14 protein-coding genes are annotated in these 17,141 nt (G+C 40.8%); 6 read left to right on the forward strand and 8 right to left on the reverse strand.

The genetic code is table 11. The features are described 5' to 3' along the window. Positions 1–9: 9 nt before the first annotated feature. The gene (locus OCI93_RS11965; protein WP_261594410.1) at positions 10–636 is read right to left on the reverse strand and encodes a TIGR04211 family SH3 domain-containing protein; all 627 of its coding nucleotides are present in this window, start codon (positions 634–636) and stop codon (positions 10–12) included. Between the two features lie 167 nt (positions 637–803). Here OCI93_RS11965 and OCI93_RS11970 point away from each other — a divergent pair, with 167 nt between their 5' ends. The 4 genes from OCI93_RS11970 to OCI93_RS11985 all read left to right on the forward strand — a co-directional run bounded on the left by OCI93_RS11970 (position 804) and on the right by OCI93_RS11985 (position 5,975). Further along, on the forward strand, positions 804–2,324 hold the full coding sequence (locus tag OCI93_RS11970; RefSeq protein WP_261626486.1) for a CYTH and CHAD domain-containing protein: 1,521 nt from the start codon (positions 804–806) through the stop codon (positions 2,322–2,324). Continuing rightward, entirely contained in the window at positions 2,315–2,980 is a 666-nt protein-coding gene (locus tag OCI93_RS11975) for an START domain-containing protein (protein WP_261594408.1), read from the forward strand. Before OCI93_RS11970 ends, OCI93_RS11975 begins: the two co-directional genes overlap by 10 nt. A gap of 129 nt (positions 2,981–3,109) precedes the next feature. Continuing rightward, positions 3,110–4,024, forward strand: coding sequence for a DMT family transporter (locus OCI93_RS11980; protein ID WP_261626487.1), 915 nt, complete (start codon positions 3,110–3,112; stop codon positions 4,022–4,024). A 112-nt stretch (positions 4,025–4,136) separates the two neighbouring features. Then, positions 4,137–5,975, forward strand: a complete 1,839-nt coding sequence (locus OCI93_RS11985; protein ID WP_261626488.1) for an FAD-binding oxidoreductase — start codon at positions 4,137–4,139, stop codon at positions 5,973–5,975. Positions 5,976–6,011: 36 nt separating this feature from the next. Here OCI93_RS11985 and OCI93_RS11990 read toward each other — a convergent pair whose 3' ends face one another. After that, positions 6,012–6,830: a sterol desaturase family protein gene (locus OCI93_RS11990; protein WP_261594405.1), complete on the reverse strand. Its 819-nt coding sequence runs from the start codon at positions 6,828–6,830 to the stop codon at positions 6,012–6,014. A gap of 475 nt (positions 6,831–7,305) precedes the next feature. Here OCI93_RS11990 and OCI93_RS11995 point away from each other — a divergent pair, with 475 nt between their 5' ends. Next, positions 7,306–8,259, forward strand: a complete 954-nt coding sequence (locus OCI93_RS11995; protein ID WP_261594403.1) for an AraC family transcriptional regulator — start codon at positions 7,306–7,308, stop codon at positions 8,257–8,259. A 55-nt stretch (positions 8,260–8,314) separates the two neighbouring features. Here OCI93_RS11995 and metK read toward each other — a convergent pair whose 3' ends face one another. Continuing rightward, entirely contained in the window at positions 8,315–9,466 is a 1,152-nt protein-coding gene (gene metK / locus OCI93_RS12000; protein ID WP_261594402.1) for a methionine adenosyltransferase, read from the reverse strand. A gap of 265 nt (positions 9,467–9,731) precedes the next feature. On the opposite strand from metK, the gene tkt reads away from it, so the two are divergent. Continuing rightward, positions 9,732–11,723 (forward strand): transketolase, encoded by a 1,992-nt coding sequence (gene tkt, locus OCI93_RS12005; protein ID WP_261594401.1) that lies wholly within the window; start codon positions 9,732–9,734, stop codon positions 11,721–11,723. A 307-nt stretch (positions 11,724–12,030) separates the two neighbouring features. Here the strand turns inward: tkt and OCI93_RS12010 are convergent, their stop codons facing one another. From OCI93_RS12010 to pdxA, 5 genes are all read right to left on the reverse strand, one after another. Next, positions 12,031–14,046 carry a methyl-accepting chemotaxis protein gene (locus OCI93_RS12010; RefSeq protein ID WP_261594400.1) on the reverse strand — a complete coding sequence of 672 codons (2,016 nt, stop codon included), beginning with the start codon at positions 14,044–14,046 and terminating at the stop codon, positions 12,031–12,033. Positions 14,047–14,162: 116 nt separating this feature from the next. After that, a complete protein-coding gene (locus tag OCI93_RS12015; protein WP_261626489.1) occupies positions 14,163–14,963 on the reverse strand; it encodes a symmetrical bis(5'-nucleosyl)-tetraphosphatase in 801 nt (266 codons plus the stop codon). A 7-nt stretch (positions 14,964–14,970) separates the two neighbouring features. Then, positions 14,971–15,360, reverse strand: coding sequence for a Co2+/Mg2+ efflux protein ApaG (gene apaG, locus OCI93_RS12020; RefSeq protein WP_261594398.1), 390 nt, complete (start codon positions 15,358–15,360; stop codon positions 14,971–14,973). Further along, positions 15,344–16,150: a 16S rRNA (adenine(1518)-N(6)/adenine(1519)-N(6))-dimethyltransferase RsmA gene (gene rsmA / locus OCI93_RS12025; RefSeq protein WP_261594397.1), complete on the reverse strand. Its 807-nt coding sequence runs from the start codon at positions 16,148–16,150 to the stop codon at positions 15,344–15,346. The genes apaG and rsmA overlap by 17 nt, the downstream gene beginning before the upstream one ends. After that, positions 16,147–17,139 (reverse strand): 4-hydroxythreonine-4-phosphate dehydrogenase PdxA, encoded by a 993-nt coding sequence (gene pdxA / locus OCI93_RS12030; RefSeq protein WP_261626490.1) that lies wholly within the window; start codon positions 17,137–17,139, stop codon positions 16,147–16,149. The genes rsmA and pdxA overlap by 4 nt, the downstream gene beginning before the upstream one ends. Between the last annotated feature and the right edge of the window lie 2 nt (positions 17,140–17,141).

The raw sequence follows: 17,141 nt of genomic DNA on the forward strand, positions 1-17,141 counted from the left end.
CTCGTATTATTACCAACCATCATAACGCTTACGACGTGACAGCAATAATGTCAGTATTACTCCAAACAATAACCCAGCAAGTGCAATAGCACCACCGTAGGTGAGCATAAGATGTTGCTCTTTTTGTTTTTTGTTTGTGCTGGCTTGACGTTGTTCATTGAGACTCGTTTGTAATTCATCAATGCTTTGTTGCAAGCGTTGATTGTCTGCGAGTAAATCATTGTTTGCTTGTTGTAGTAATGGGAGTTCATCACGCAGTGTATCGACTTCAATTTGGCTGTTTTTTAGTGTTTCATTCGCTTGTTGAAGTTGTTGTTTTAGACCCGGTTGAGTAGATACAAATTTAGCTTCTACCCATGTTTCTCTGCCTTTGTCATCAAGGATTTGAATGAACTCTTCTTGTATTTCAGAGGTGATTGTTACTGGGGTTCCAGCATCCACTGAGCCTAAAATTCGATAGTTTTTACCTGGGCCAGAATGCATATAGATGAAAAGATTATCAACAATATAGCCTATATTGGCGGATTGTTCAGTTGACGCGGCTGCTTGCGCTAAAACCTGTTCATCATCTGTTTGTGCAACACTAAAATGTGAGCATAAAACAAGCAGGGTTGGCAAAACAATTCTGTTTAACATTAGGGTGACCCAAGTTTTTGATAGTTTGTAGAAATAGTATGGATTTAACATCACAATAGCAAGTCGGTGGTGAAACTTAGCTGCTCTTAATAGTAAAAAATTTGCAAAGCGACTTATCATTGTATATTTTGAGCGTTCGATAACTATATAGGTAATAACTTACCCAAATGGACACTGAAATAGAACTGAAGTTTTTACTTTCAGACAATGAATTTCCTCTGATCCCAGGACTCATTACGCAGTTTGCAAAAACAGTCATTAATAAACCTGCTAAAAACCTAAAAAATGCCTATTTTGATACTCCCAGTCGAGAACTCCGTGCACTAGATATTGGTTTGCGTACAAGGTGCTGTGACGATACATGCGAACAAACTATAAAGTTAGCGGGAGAGGTTGTTGGTGGACTGCACCAACGTCCAGAATTTAATCTACCACTTGAGTCAGGTCGGCCGAACTTATTAGCATTTGACCCAAGCATTTGGCCTCATGGCATGCAAGTAGATGCAATTAACGACAACCTATTCCCGATCTTCAGTACGAATTTCATTCGCCGTACTTGGTTAATTGAAACAGAGCAAGGTAGTAAAATTGAAGTCGTTTTAGATAAAGGCGAAGTTGTTGCGCAGGGCCAAGTTGAAGCGATTTCTGAATTAGAGATTGAGCTTGTAGAAGGGCAGCGCAGTGATTTGTTTTTGTTAGCCGATCATCTTATCAATTTGTCAGGCATGCGCTTAGGCTTATATTCTAAGGCCGCAAGAGGGTACCGACTTGCAGATGACAAACCGCTAAAACCGAATAAAGTTATTGGTTTTGTGCCATTACAATTAGACGTGACACAAGAACAAGCTTTTGCCGCGGCCATCAATTATGGTATTCAATTCGTACAAAAACACGAGCAATGCTACTTTGATAAGCCTAGTTTGAAAACACTTAAACGCGTTATTGATGGTATTACTCTTATTCGTCATAGCTTCAGATTATTTTCTGGGATAGTTGATAAATCTTCAACTGAGCATTTACGTGGTGAATTAAAGTGGTTACTGAGTGAGTTAGAGTGGGTTGAAAATGCTATTCATTTGAAAACATATACCTCAAAACGCCACGCTTATTATAAAAAAATAAATAATGCAGCTGAGCTTGCGCATGTTATAGATGATTTGAAAGATGTTCAGCCTACATCAACCGATATAGAAGATTTGTTCCATTGTGCTCGTTATAACCGACTTATTTTGGCATTAACACGCTGGTTGGTTGATAAAGGCTGGCGACAAAATTGGGATCAAGGGTCATTAAATGCTGCTCAAATGCCTTTGAGTGATGTTGCTCGTTCTATGTTTGATAGAGATTGGGAGGAGCTGCACGAGTTATTACCCGAAGGTAAAGTACTCACAAAAGAACACTACTTGCATTTACGATCTAGACTTGAAAATACCTTACTAAACGGTAACTGTCTTGGTGAGCTTTACGATAAAGAGTCAAGACAAGAGTTTAGAACACCCTGGGTTGATATTGTTTATGGTATTTATGAACTAGGTACGCTTTCTTATTTGACGCAATTATGCCAAGGACAAAATACCGAGGCTTTGGCTGAGATTCAAAGGTGGCTTGAGAAAAAAGCTGACTTTTTAGTTGGCGCGATGGAGCAAAGTCGTAGCGTTTCTTTTAAAGGCTTTCCCTATTGGCGTTAAATGTTGCGTTCAGGTTTTTTGTTATTGCGCTAACAGCACTAAGTTTATCGCCATGTTTTGCATCACAGTGGCAAACATGGCACAAAACTTCTGATTTAGAGATTTCGTTTTTAACGCATGAAAGTGGTATTAACTATATAGAAGTAAATGCACGCTTTCACGGAGTAACCGTGAATGCATTGCTTAATGTTCTGGATGATACCGATAATGCGCCAAAATGGCTTAGTCGTAGTCGCTCTGTCGAAGCTATTGCCCGCCCTACATCGGCACAAGCAATAGTTTACACTTATTTTGATTCACCTTGGCCTGTTCGTGATAGAGATATGCTCACCCATTCTTGCTTATCGCAACTGAGTGAAATGCAATATCGGTTAGATATTGTGAGTACACAAAGATACCACGTTCCAAAAAGTAACGCGTTACGTATATCTCCAGTTAAGGGTTTTTGGTTGCTAACGCAAACGCCAACGGAGCTGAAGGTGAAACACCAAATTTATGCAAACCCAAATGGCTCACTACCTCATTGGTTAATTAACAGTACTGCCTTGAAAAGTATTCGTAGCAGCTTTAAAGCGCTAAAAACTGTGCTTCAAAACCCAAAATATCATGGATTAGAGAGCTATTTTGTCGCTGGAGATTGTGATGATTTTAGTTAATATGAAATGAGGTAAAACAATTTGTCTAGCTGCAATAATTTGGTTATATTGCAGCTCTCTTTTACGCTTAACTGCGCCACGGGACACCATTGCTTATGGTGTCTATTTGTGTGATATGCAAGGACCGTTATGACCACCTATGCCCAAGCCGAAAGCACCAATGAATCACCATTGATTTTTATACTTATTGTAGCCATGTTGTTGTGGGGGGCAAGTTGGATTTCAGGCAAACTCATTGCCGATTTGGCACCTGCGTCTGTTACTGTATTTTATCGATTAGCAATCGCAACGATTGGCATGCTGCCAATTCTTTGGTTGGTCCATCGTTTTAAAGTCGTTAAGCTGCGCTTTTCTCGTAAGGCTTTATTGTGGTCAATACCTGCAGGCATTCTTTTAGCGCTTTACAATCAGCTGTTTTTTTTAGGTTTGCATGATGGTTTGCCTGGAAAAGGTGGCATGTTGGTCACAACTACCAACCCAGTGTTTACATTTTTATTGACCACGTTGATTTTTAGGCAAAAAATAGCATTTTTGCAAGCCGTGGGCCTTGCTCTAGGTTTAACGGGTGGCTTGTTCATGATTGAAGTTTGGCGTTTTGATTATGACCAATTGCTAGCAACAGGTAATGCATTTTTTATTATGGCGGCGTTGACGTGGGCATTTTTAGCGTTAGTCAGTCAGCAAGGTACGCGATTTGCGGACTTTTTGCTATTTAGCACTTTGATGTATGCCTGTGCAAGTGTAGTGAGCTATGGAATTGCCTATGAGCACTCGCCTTTGAGTACGATGAGCCAGTATTCAGCCTTTTACTGGCAGCATATGTTATTTTTATCTGTGGTGGTGGTGAGCATTGCTACCAGTGTGTACTTTTTGGCTAATCAGCAACTAGGCGCTAGTCGTTCAAGTTCATTCATTTTTGTGGTACCAGCATCGGCTATGGGCTTATCAGCATGGTACTTTTCTGAACCTCTCTCTTTGCCTGTTGGTTTTGGTGGACTACTTGCTCTTGCTGCTGTGTACTTAATCAATAGCAAGCGAGTGTAATGACTTTTGTTAGCCAAGCGTTGTAACGCTTTGTAATATGATATTTAGTGAAAAGCGATAATACTTAGGAAGCTTACATGCAATTATAGATATCATATAAGGAAACATAAGTATGCAAAGTGAACAAGCACAAATAAGTGATGTGGTCGTTGGTTTAACAGAACAATTGACTCAAAGAGCTTCACAGAATACGCCAGACCCGCATAATCAACGCCGAGAAGTGCAGGCTGTATTTGCAGATACGTTCAATAATTTTAAATTGTTCTATCAAGCCGCATTAGAAAGTGGTTTTTGCAAAGCACGGTTATTGAGCCAAACGAGTAATGGTTTAAGTGATGTTCCGGGGCTCAATAATTATCAAACTGAAGCGATGATATTTAATACGCGATTTGGTCAGCAGCCGTTTACCATTGCATTATGCGAGTCAACGTTAGAAGTACAGTTAATTTATAAACTTGCCATAAAATATAATTTGCCTATTCGGGTGCGCTCTGGTGGCCATGATCATGAAGGGGAGTGCAGCGGTAACCATACTATTTTAATTGATACCAGCCGTATTAAGCATTTTAGTTACGATGACTCTTCAGAGGTCGCCTGCATTGGTGCCGGATATCGCTTTTACCAGCTTACGCCAAAACTTGCTGAACAAGGCCGTATGATAGCGCATGGTACCTGCGCAACCGTGGGACTCACTGGGTTTATTCAAGGTGGTGGTTGGGGACCATGGACTCGTAAATACGGAATGTGTTGTGAATACTTGGTTGGTGCTACTGTGGTGCTTGGAAATGGCGAAGTGCTTGAAGTATACGATAATCGCAGTGAAAATAATGGTAAAGAGACACCCGAAAGTGAAATTTTATGGGCGCTTAGAGGTGGCGGCGGTATGAGTTGGGGGATTATTACTGAATTAAGAGTAAAAACGTTTGAACTGCCTGATGAAATACACCGTTTTGAAGTAAGTTGGAATCAATTAGAAAAAAATGCCTCAGATGAATATGTGCCGCAAAAGCAACGTCCAACGATTGAAGTGTTAAAAGCGTGGGAGGCATCGATAGAGTCAAAATGTACTGCCGATTTGTTGGGTACAAACTTGAAAGTTAATGCGATTGCTAAAGAAGATAAAAATACTAAAGAAGATTACCAAAAATTATATCACCCCTGCACAATGTATGGTTATTGGCAAGGTACTGAAAAAGACATGAAGCAGTACATTGATGATACGTTTGGTAATATCGGTAAAAATACCCCAAAGCCAACAGTTACCTGCACAAAAGTGGGTGGAAAGGTTAAGCAAGCAGCTGGCATGGCGTCAGGCCAAAAATATCATTATGACCACGCTTTACTCAGTAATTGGGCAAGAGAAAGCATTGCCGATCAAAATGTGCCATTACACTCCCTTTTACAGATGCAAAAACAGGCATTTAAGCCTGATTATGATGCACCTGCACCTCATAAAATCACTTCTAAATTAGTTGAAGAAGATGGCTTAAGCGAGGCCGGTTATGAGCAATTATTAGATACCTTAACATCTCCTCTTATTCAACAAGAAAGTGCGAGTTTAGGATTGTTTAGCTATGTGACCTTAGGCGCTATTGTTGGCGATTTTTACCATAACTTAAAAGAAAGTGAAACCGCGTTGGGGGTCTCATTTCCTTATCAGAAGAGTCTGTATACCATTCAATATCAAACTTGGTGGAATGAAGAAATAAAAAATAAGTTAGAGCTACAAAATAATCCAGTGTATGTAGATACTAACCGAGCGATGGATTGGATATCGGCTAGTCGAAGTGCTGAAATACAAGGGGCATATGGCGCATTTATTAGCTTTAAAGATGCCTCGATTCCGACTCCTGTTTATTTCCAGCAAAGCTATAATCGATTGGTTAAGATAAAAAAAACCTATATCAAAGATGATTATAATCATCTTCGTACCAGAAAAACTATTATCTAACTTGTCATGGCCGCATAGTAAAAAATTATGCGGCTATTATTGTTTCAGTGTGTTTGGTTTACCGATTAGTATTATTAGCTTTTTATACCATGTAGGCTGTGCTTTTAAATTTTTATACAAAACCTTCCATGGTGTGATCAGCACATCATAAAATGAGACGGTATAAGTTCGCTCTGTGACACCATATATTGGCTGCTCCGATGGCACCGGCTCAGCGAAGGTGCCAAATAGCTTATCCCAAATAATGAGTATGCCAGCAAAATTCTTATCGATGTAGGGCCCGTTTGTGGCATGGTGTAAACAATGGTGTTCAGGCGTGTTAAATAGCATAGCAAAGTATTTAAGGCGTGGTGCTTGCTCTGTATGAACAAAAAATTGATAAGCAAGGTTAAGTGCAACAATCGTAAATACCAGTTTGGGTGGGTAGCCTAAAACCACTAAAGGTAGCCAAAACAGCCACATACCCACTAAAGGGTAAAATAAGCTTTGTCGCATAGCCGTAGAGAAGTTCATATTTAGCGAGCTGTGATGCACGATATGTGCACACCAAAGCCAATTACAGAAATGGCTGGCACGATGAAACCAATAGTATAAAAAGTCTTGAATAATAAACGCTAAAATGATGCTCCATACGTTTAACTCAAAGTAAAATAACGCGTAATTATTATATAACCACTCAAATAAAGGCATCAGTAGTAATAATGCAAGTAAATCAGTTGTTTGATGCGATAACGCTAGGCCAGCATTAAGTACAAATTCTTTAAAAGTATAGCTGTCTTTGGTTTTGCGATATTCAATCAAGATAGCGATAGCAAATAATGGACTTAATGCGAGTAAGATAAACTCAGCATTCATGGTATAGCTTCCTTAGCCGCCTCGCAGCAAGGTTGAAGTCGACAAATATGACTAATTTAAGCAGCCAAGTTGGCAGCCAAGTGTTACTGAAACCAAAAATCTGATATCTGATCTGTAAATTTGCGCAGGTGTAAATAAGTGAAATTTCACCATGGTGTTGTTTAACGGGCCCTTGGCCTTGTATTTGATAGCATAAACGCTGAGGACTTTGATGTGTAATCACTTCAACAAAGTTGTGACCGTGTAGGGTGACATGCCTTCGTGGTAAGCCATTTTGTGCAGGCAGTGGAGTAAATTCCCCCTTAAATATACGTGTTAATATTGAGCAGTCGGTGAGAGCCTCTAAGGTAAAGTGACTCGATTTTGGCAGTAAAATTAGGATATCAAGTAAGCGCATAAACAATGCCAATGAGTAAATAGTAGTACTAGCATATCGTTGTACAGCGAGGCATACTTGACTTTATGAGTCATATTTTTGTCTTTTCACGCCATTATGTTTGATGTTTGTCGTCAGTATTGCCAAGTGTTGGCCGATTATTTGCCATCAGAGTGTATACACTTAACCCGGATCCCGATGCAGCAATACTTTTCTGCTCTTGAACGAGGTGCAGAAGCAAAAAAAGACCCTCTTTGGGGGTTTGAGCTAGGTAAGCAGATCACCAGTGCTCAATATGGCCTGCTTGGATATTTAGTTGAATCTTCAAGTACTTTGCAAGAAGCATTAGACGCTTTACTGGCTTTTGATAAAACAGTGGCTGATATTGGTGTTTGTCAATTTAGTATCGTGAACAATATCGCTTGTATTACTTGGCAGCCTTATGAAAATAACCAGCATGCTATTTTACGTAATATGACGGCGTGGATTGCTATGGTTAGGCATATTACTGGCAAACCGCTTAGTGCGGACAGTATTGAGCTTAATGTGAATGTCAGCGAACCTGAACTACAGCGATTAACAACATGGTTTAGTTGTGAGATAAAAGGTAAAGCAGCTTGTAATGGGATCTACTTTGACGCTGAGTTGCTAAGTCATCCTATATTAACGAAAAATGAATTTGTAAGTGCTAACTTATATCCCGCGATTCAAGATCTTCAGCGTACGTATGAGAGCCCCTCGAACTGGCTGGGGCAATTGCAACCCACATTACATAGTTGTGACTTGCATGATATGTCTTTATTGCGCCTAGCTAAAGTCTTAGCAACATCACCTCGTACATTGCAAAGACAATTAAAATCTCATGATTTAAGTTTTTCGCAATTAATAGAGCAAGAGCGCAAAAGGCGTTTTACACAATTTTGCTGTGTTCTAAACAAACAAGCTTTGAGTGAAAGACTGGGTTATTCAGAACAAGCGTCGCTTAATCGAGCAGTAAAGCGCTGGTATGGTATGTCGCCAAGTGAATATATTAGAACAACAAACAGTCAGTAATATTAGGAAATAAAAAAGGTGCTTTAAGCACCTTTTTTATTTAAAAACTTAATGCTTACAAGCCAGCAGACGCTTTTAATGCATCAGCTTTGTCTGTTTTTTCCCATGGGAACTCATCACGGCCGAAGTGACCATATGCAGCTGTTGGTTGATAAATAGGACGCTCAAGGTCAAGCATAGTTAAGATGCCGTATGGGCGTAGGTCGAAGTGCTCGCGGATGATTTCAATTAAACGTGCTTCTTCTAATTTACCTGTGCCAAATGTTTCAACGCTGATAGATGTTGGCTCAGCAACACCGATTGCATAAGAAACTTGTATTTCACACTTATCTGCAAGCCCAGCTGCAACGACATTTTTAGCAACATAACGTGCTGCATATGCCGCTGAGCGGTCTACTTTAGATGGATCTTTACCAGAGAATGCCCCACCACCGTGTCGAGCCATACCACCGTAGGTGTCTACGATAATCTTACGGCCAGTTAGGCCACAGTCACCCATTGGGCCACCGATAACAAAGCGGCCAGTCGGGTTAATGAAAAACTTGGTTGCTTGAGTGATAAGCTCAGCAGGAAGAACCGGCTTGATAATGGTTTCCATTACTGCTTCAACCAAATCATCTTGAGAAATTGAATCACAATGTTGAGTTGATAATACCACAGCATCGATACCCACCGCTTTACCATTTTCGTAGGCAAAAGTTACCTGCGATTTAGCATCAGGGCGTAACCAGCTTAGCTCGCCACTTTTGCGTACTTGCGCTTGGCGTTGAACTAGGCGGTGTGAGTAAGTAATGGGTGCAGGCATTAGCACGTCAGTTTCATTACATGCATAACCAAACATTAGACCTTGGTCACCAGCGCCTTGCTCTTCAGCGCGCGCACGGTCAACACCTTGGTTAATATCAGGTGATTGTTTACCAATGGTGTTTAAAATAGCGCATGAATCGGCATCAAAGCCCATATCTGAATGTGTGTAACCAATTTCACGTACAGTTTTACGTGTTAGCTCTTCAATATCTACCCAAGCACTTGTGGTTACTTCACCACCGACCATAACCATACCGGTTTTAACGTAAGTTTCACACGCAACACGTGCTTTTGGGTCTTGCTCTAAAATTGCATCAAGTACCGCATCAGAAATTTGATCGGCGATTTTATCCGGATGACCTTCAGAAACAGACTCAGAAGTAAATAAATGTTTTGCCATTGTATTTATGCTCACAAATATTGCGCTTCACAAACTACGGGAATAGCGCTAAAAATTAAAGAAAGTATATTAACTAAAACTGTAGCATATTCATAGCTTTTTTACGCCTAGACGTCTAAAACGGTTTAATCGCTTCACAAGGCTTTAAAAACTGGGCTTTGAACCATGTTTTATTGGAATTACCATTGCAGTTTAGAGTGAAAATAAGTAAGAATGGGCACTTTCAAGACCCGCGCACAAATAAATTTTAAAGGTAGGAGAATTCATGCCATCTCGCAAAGAACTTGCAAATGCAATCCGTGTTCTGTCAATGGATGCGGTTCAAAAGGCCAAATCTGGTCACCCTGGCGCCCCTATGGGTATGGCGGATATCGCAGAGGTACTCTGGCGCGATTATCTAAAGCATAATCCAAGTAATCCACAATGGGCTGACAGAGACCGCTTTGTATTGTCAAACGGGCATGGTTCAATGCTGATTTATTCTTTGCTACATTTAAGTGGTTATGAGCTATCGATTGATGATTTGAAAAACTTTCGTCAAATGCACTCAAAAACACCAGGTCACCCAGAATATGGTTATGCACCAGGTATCGAAACAACAACTGGTCCATTAGGCCAAGGCATAACTAATGCAGTTGGTATGGCGATTGCTGAAAAATCGCTCGCAGCCCAATTTAATCGTGGCGAGCATGACATTGTAGATCATTACACCTATACCTTTTTAGGTGACGGTTGTTTAATGGAAGGGATTTCGCATGAAGCATGTTCGTTGGCAGGTACGCTAGGCTTAGGCAAGCTAATCGCGTTCTGGGATGATAACGGCATATCTATTGATGGCGAAGTTGAAGGTTGGTTTAGCGATGATACACCAAAGCGTTTTGAAGCTTATGGATGGCATGTTATTGCCGGTGTAGATGGTCACGATAGTGACGCAATTACCGCTGCTATCGAAGCGGCGCGTGCTGAGTCAGATAAGCCAACATTAATTTGTTGTAAAACGGTGATTGGCTATGGCTCTCCAAATAAGTCTGGTAGTCATGATTGCCATGGTGCGCCATTGGGTGATGATGAAATTAAAGCGTCGCGTGAGTTTCTAGGTTGGACGCATGGTGCGTTTGAAGTTCCTGAAGATATTTATGCCAAGTGGAATGCCACAGCGCGTGGTCAGCAACAGCAAAGCGAGTGGACAATTAAATTCACAGAATATCAGCTTGAGTATCCAGAACTGGCCGCTGAATTTGAACGTCGAATGAAAGGTGACTTGCCAGCAAATTGGCAGGAGCATACGCAAGGGTACATTGCGCAATTGCAAGCTAATCCAGCGAACCCTGCAACACGTAAAGCATCGCAAAATGCACTCAATGCATTCGGCCCTATTTTACCTGAATTTATGGGTGGCTCTGCAGATTTAGCGGGTTCTAACTTAACATTATGGGATCAGTCAAAAGGCCTAACTGCAGACGATGCCTCAGGTAACTATATCTTTTACGGTGTACGTGAGTTTGGTATGTCTGCCATTATGAATGGTATTGCACTGCATAAAGGGTTTGTGCCTTATGGTGCAACATTCCTAATGTTTATGGAATATGCACGTAATGCAGTTCGTATGGCTGCACTGATGAAGCAGCCAAGCATTTTTGTATATACACATGACTCAATTGGTTTGGGGGAAGATGGGCCAACGCACCAGCCAGTAGAACAAATTGCCAGCATGCGTCTAACACCAAATTTAGTAAACTGGCGTCCGTGCGACCAAGTTGAATCAGCTGTTGCATGGCAGCAAGCGATTGAGCGCAAAGACGGTCCAACGTCACTTATCTTTACTCGTCAAGGCTTAGAGCAGCAAGCACGTGATGAGCAGCAAGTTCAAGCAATTAAGCAAGGCGGTTACGTACTAAGTTGTGACGAAAACCCTGAGCTTATTCTGATTGCTACTGGCTCAGAAGTTCAATTGACGGTTGATGCTGCCAAGGTGTTACGCGAGTCAGGTAAAAAGGTACGCGTTGTGTCTATGCCATCAACTGATGTATTTGATGCGCAATCTGCACAATACAAAGAAAGTGTACTGCCAAGTGCAGTATCTCGTCGTGTTGCAGTTGAAGCGGGCATTGCAGATTACTGGTACAAGTACGTAGGCTTAAATGGTGCCGTTGTTGGTATGAGCACCTTTGGTGAGTCAGCACCAGCAAATGAATTATTTGCACACTTTGGCTTTACCGTTGAAAACGTGGTAGCGAAAGCAAACAGCTTGTTTTAATCGCACTCTACTGAATACAGTAGATTGTTAGACATAAACAATGATGTAAAAACCCGCTTCGGCGGGTTTTTTATACCCAAGATTTGCTAAAGATTAAAGTTGCAGTTTGCACTAATACCAGTTTTATTAAGCATTGAATATTCAAGCGAACTTTATGACTCATAAGCTGCGTTTAATACTATGTGTGGTATAACTCAAATTATTTATTGGGCAAATTCGCTTATCCAGAGCAGGGGTTAGCTTATAGTAACTGCACTAAAAAAGCGCCATTAAGGCGCTTATCAAGAATCCGATAAATTTTACCAGTCTAAACTTTAAATTGCTCAACCGATTGACGTAACTCTTCTGCCAGCTTTGCCACTTCACTACTTGAAATTGACGTTTGACTGGCACCTTCAGCTGTTTGCTCGGCAATAGATACAATAGACTCAAGACGCTCACTGATCTCTTGTGCAACTTGTTGCTGCTCGTTGGCTGCATTGGATATCTCTTCACTCACATCATGCGCTTGTGATACTGCTTGCGTAATTGAGTTTAGCGCATCGTTTGCAAGGTCGCTTTTCTCTACACAAGATTCAGCTTGCTGTTTGCCTTTAGACATGGCTCTAACTGCTTCTTCGGCACCCGCTTGGAGTGATTCAATCATAGACTGAATTTCTTGCGTAGATTCTTGCGTTTTGCTCGCTAATGAGCGAACTTCATCTGCAACGACAGCAAAACCACGGCCTTGTTCACCAGCTCGGGCTGCTTCAATCGCTGCATTGAGCGCTAGCAAGTTCGTTTGTTCAGCAATACCACGGATCACATCTAAGATACCGCCAATAGATGCACTGTCTTGATGGAGCTTATTGATAACGCCTGAGGCTTCATCTACCTCTTTTGCAAGTTGTTCAATGGTATGTTTATTATCGTAAGAAATACCTTTAACTCTTTCAGCTTCTTTATCCGCATTTTTTATCTCAAGCAATGCTTGATGTGCGCTGTTGCTCACACCGTGCGAGGTACTACTCATTTCGGTTGTTGCAGTAGCCGCTTGTTCAACTTGCGCCTGTTGGTTACGAATCGCTTGGCTTGATTCATTGGTAATGGTTGATGTTTCTTCAGACGCTGCAGCAAGTTGTGTGGAGCGAGAGACGATGCCTGTAATTAGCTCACGTAAACTACTAATCAAGGTATTACAGCTACGAGATAGCTCACCAAACTCATCCCGAGCAGAGTCATCTAACTTCTGAGTCATGTCACCACCGGCAACAATAGTTAAAACTCGATTGACTTCAGATAGTGGCTTGGTAATTAAGTTGACAGTAATATAGGCCACAACAATGGCGATTAAGGTCGCGACTATCATGCCAACCCAAGTCCATAGATTTGCCGCATTCACATCTTGTCGCACGTCTTGTTGCAAATTGAATGCAACTTTACTTGCTTCGTCTAGTAGCTCATCAAGCTGTTTTAAAGCTGCTTGGGTAGTTTGCTCAGAATCTTGTAATTCCTTGCGAGTCATGTCGATGGCATTAATCAATCGCTTTTTGTTTTCAAATAAGCTTTGATTACCTGTTACTTGCTTTTCAAGGGCGCCATAGTACGACTCTAAATCTGCAAATAAGTCAGCATCTAGTGCTAATACTGGGCCTTTCATTAGGTCCATATTACGTGCAAGCTCACCAATTAAATATTCTTGATCTTTTTTAACGATAGAGAGTGTGTTCAAGTTAGTAATCGTTAGCATGTCAGTACTATTAGTTACCATAGATGAAAAGTTATTTTCCATACTAGTTGCAGCTTGGTAAGCGCGTGTACTTTGCTCTTTTAACTCATCTAGGTCAATAATATCCAAAACCACCGTGGTGGCATCTTCAGCACTTATCTCTATTTCTTCTAATTGTGACTTAAGCGTTTTACGCAACTCAAGTTCAAGTGCCTTATCTTTTTTTAAGCTGGCAACAGATTTAGAAAAAGTGGCAAAGGTTTTCCCAACATCGCGTGCATTGTTAGCCAATTTAGGACTATCTTGTACAACTTGCTTTAATTGGGAGTAGGTTTTTTCAAACGCTCTTTGTCTTTTATCAAACTGGGTTTTTAAATTATTCAGCTCAGCAGGTGTTTGCGCATAAAAAGTGCCTTGTGCCATTTTGCTCATCAATGAAAATTCAACTTGCAGTTCTGAGCTTTTATCTAGCGCGGGCAGAGATAGTCGATTGACCTGTTGTGTCGAGCTATCGATATTTGCAATCCGTAGCAACGAGTTTCCGCCAATTAACAGCAGTAAAAGAGTGATAAAAATAAAACCACCCCAAATTCTTTGGCTAACAGTCAAGTTCATACAGGTTCCATAAATTTACTAATAGGATTGAATAACTTATCGGTCACATTAAGGATAAGTTAAGTATTTTATAGCAGATACGTTTAAAAAATTCAGTAAAACCAGATAAGTTTACCTCATTTGCATGAAAAATGCTCACCTGATGTTAAATCCATTAATGTCATCGGGCCACCCCACACACATCCAGTATCTAAAGCAATCACATTTTTTAAGTTAGTTTTCCCTTCAAGGGCTGCCCAATGTCCAAAAACATAGCGAGTTGTATCTTGCGCAAAGCGTTTATCTGCAAACCAAGGTTTTAAGCTATCAGATGACTCAGCAGGACCTTTATGCCTGAGATCCAATTGATTATCTTTGTCAACAAAGCGCATACGTGTAAACACATTGACAATGGTTTTGAATTTATCAAACTGACTTAGCTCGTTTAATTCACCATTAGGACATTGGCCATACATGTTTGCAAAAAAGTTCATGCTATTTTTTGATTGATAGCATTGTTTTGCAAAGTCAGCAAGTTGTAAAGCTTGCTGAATACTCCAATTAGGATGTATTCCTGCATGAGATATAAATGTATCAAGCTTTGGTAAAAAAATAGCTAATGGCTGGCTTTGTAACATCGATATATATTGTGGCAATTTTTTACTGGCAAATACGCCTTCTAATCTGTCTTTAGCATTGGGGGCTTTGCTTAGGTACGCACAGGCCAAAAAGTGCAGATCGTGATTGCCTAGTGTAATGGTAATGGCATTTTGGTTAACGCACAAAAAGTCTAAACAAGCTTGTGAATCAGGCCCTCGTGCAACAATATCTCCTACTAGATAGAGGTGATCTTGGCTTGGGTTGAAATCTACAATATCTAAAAGCTGCATAAATGGTTTATAGCAGCCTTGTAGATCTCCAATTGCATATTGAGCCATAATAAAGCTAGTGTAAAATGTTTGGACAGGCTAAACGAAATACGGCAACCGGGGCTTCAAATTCACTGCCAAATTCGTTACGCATAACGTAATGGCCTTGCATGGTGCCAATAGGGGTGTCCAGTACTGCGCCACTGGTGTATTTATAGCTTTCGCCAGGGCCAATGGTTGGTGTTTCTCCTACAACGCCTTCACCTTCTACTTCCGTTTCTTTACCGTTTGCATCAGTAATTAACCAATACCGACTATAAAGTTTGGCACTACACAAACTATGATTTTTGATAGTGATTGTATAGGCAAATACAAATTTGTCTTTTTCAGGCTGTGACTGGGCTTCTACATAAAAAGTTTCTACAGAAACTTTAATCGGTGAGCCAATATTACTGCTTGTTGTCATAAATCCAATTAGCTATATCTATAAATTGTGCAAGGGATAGGTTTTCAGCGCGTTTAGATGCATCTATACCCAATTGTGCCATTTCATCGCTTGTTAGTAAATTAGATAAACTATTACGTAACGTTTTGCGGCGTTGATTAAAGGCTTCTAAACAAACTGTGTTTAGAATTTTAGTGCTTTTAGCACTGCGTTGCTCTGGCTTTTTTGGGATTAAACGAATAACAGCAGAGTCTACTTTTGGTGCAGGCTTAAAGCACTCTGGTGGTACATCAATCACCGGCATTGCATGACAATAATACTGAGTCATGACGCTTAAGCGACCAAACGCTTTAGAGTCAGGGCTTGCAACCATGCGTTTTACGACTTCTTTTTGCAGCATAAAATGCATGTGCTCTACATTGTCTGCAAATTCGAATAAGTGAAACAGCAGCGGTGTAGAGACGTTGTAAGGTAAATTACCGAAAATTTTAAGCTTCTCATCGCCTTTAATTAAGCTAGAAAAATCGAACTTCATGGCATCGCCTTGATGAACGGTAAGCTTGGGTCCCATAAACGGATGGTGAATTAGACGCTCTGCGAGATCTTTATCTAGTTCAACAACTGTAAGGTGACCACTTAAATCAACAACTGGTTCTGTAATGGCACCGAGGCCTGGGCCGATTTCGACTAAATGATCGGCAGGTTTTGGGTCTATGGCGGTAACAATTTTATCGATGATCATATCATCGTTTAAAAAGTTTTGACCAAAACGTTTACGGGCACGGTGGCCTAAGTGTACTTTGTCTGTCATGAACTCTGTGCTTTTTCAGTGGCGAGCTTAATAGCTTCGCGAATAGCTAAATCAAAACTACCCACCTCAATATCGTTAGTTGCTGCTAAATCGAGTGCAGTACCGTGATCAACCGAGGTGCGAATAAAGGGTAATCCCAGTGTGATATTTACTGAGTTACCAAATCCTTTATATTTTAACACAGGTAAGCCTTGATCGTGATACATAGCGAGTACCGCATCGGCATTATCTAAATATTTAGCTTGAAATAAAGTATCTGCGGGCAATGGACCGATAAAGTTCATACCTTGTTGGTTAAGCGTATTCAGTGTAGGTGTAATGGTATCTATTTCTTCTTTCCCTAAATGGCCGTCTTCACCTGCATGCGGGTTCAGGCCACAAACCAACACTCTTGGCTTATCAATTCCAAACTTATTTTTTAAATCGTCATGAAGTATTGAGGCAACCTTAGTTAAGCGTTCTTTAGTTACGGCTCTAGACACATATTCTAGAGGGATATGTGTTGTGACAAGTGCAACTCTTAGTCCCTCAGTAGCAAGCATCATCACAACATCTGATGTACCTGACTGTTGTGCAAAATACTCAGTGTGCCCACTAAAGGAGATACCCGCTCGATTGATAATACCTTTATGTACAGGGCCTGTAACCACTGCATCGAAAGTACCATCCATGTTTTTTTCAGATGCCAAACGCAGAGTTTCCAACACGTATAGACCATTTATTTCGTCTAGTATGCCAGGTGTTACAGCACCGCCTTTATTTACTTGTAAGTAATATAAGCAGCCTGGTGGAGCTGGTTGGGGCTCATCATCAGCGTTAAACTCTAACATTGTGATACTCGCCCCAAGCTCTTTGGCACGTTGTTCTATAACTGTTTTGTCTACAACTGCGACAAGCTGCACAGGCCAGCTTTTTTGTACAAGTTTAATAACTAAGTCAGGACCAATACCTGCAGGCTCACCCGGCGTAATCGCAATTCTTAATGTCATAA

Origin of the sequence: Pseudoalteromonas holothuriae, from assembly GCF_945859825.1 — a bacterium.
In the GTDB taxonomy this organism is placed as follows: domain Bacteria; phylum Pseudomonadota; class Gammaproteobacteria; order Enterobacterales; family Alteromonadaceae; genus Pseudoalteromonas; species Pseudoalteromonas holothuriae.